This window comes from Vibrio sp. 1727 (assembly GCF_033344415.1).
Lineage (GTDB): Bacteria > Pseudomonadota > Gammaproteobacteria > Enterobacterales > Vibrionaceae > Vibrio > Vibrio alginolyticus.
In genome coordinates this window covers 1-542 of record NZ_JAWPOT010000585.1, presented here as the reverse complement: position 1 = coordinate 542, position 542 = coordinate 1, and the positions used below count along the sequence as shown (strand labels likewise).

General features: G+C 46.1%; 2 pseudogenes. One reads left to right on the top strand and one right to left on the bottom strand.

Going from position 1 to position 542, the window contains the following annotated elements:
• Positions 1 to 314: pseudogene (locus tag R8O10_RS27070) on the top strand (pirin family protein); the annotation flags it as partial.
• A gap of 118 nt (positions 315 to 432) precedes the next feature.
• Here R8O10_RS27070 and R8O10_RS27065 read toward each other — a convergent pair.
• A pseudogene (locus tag R8O10_RS27065) lies at positions 433 to 542 on the bottom strand (LysR family transcriptional regulator); the annotation flags it as partial.

The following is a 542-nucleotide window of genomic DNA, read 5'->3' as shown; positions in this document are numbered from 1 at the left end:
CGGGCTACCAGCAAAAAGATTTTGGACGTAATGCAGGGTTAACCACCATTGCAACCCCAACGGGAGAGAGTGGCACACTGCACATCAAACAAGATGCGTATTTGTATCAATTGATTTTGGAGCCGAATCGCGAACTCGCCTTCGACATCCACTCTGGAAGAAATGTTTACATTCATCAGGTATCGGGAGAGCTTCATGTCGACAACACCCTGCTAACGGGCGGTGATGGCGCTAAAATCGAAGCACAGAGCAAGGTGACATTTCGTAACCTGACCAATCAATCGGTTACTGCGCTAATCTTTGACTTGCCGTAACTATCGGTTCATAGATATCGAACTATCGCTATCCTGTGATAAATCTCGTTTAAAAAGAAAGCCCCCAAGGCAAACGCCAAGGGGCTTTTCATTTTTCCGTTTTCATTGACGCCAAGCGTTAATGGTTTGCGTCCGATGATGCAGACCCAATCTGTTGCAAGCTGTAAGCCGTGAGAGGATCGATTTCTTTCACAATCTCTTCGACCTGTTTAATTGCTTCTACAGACG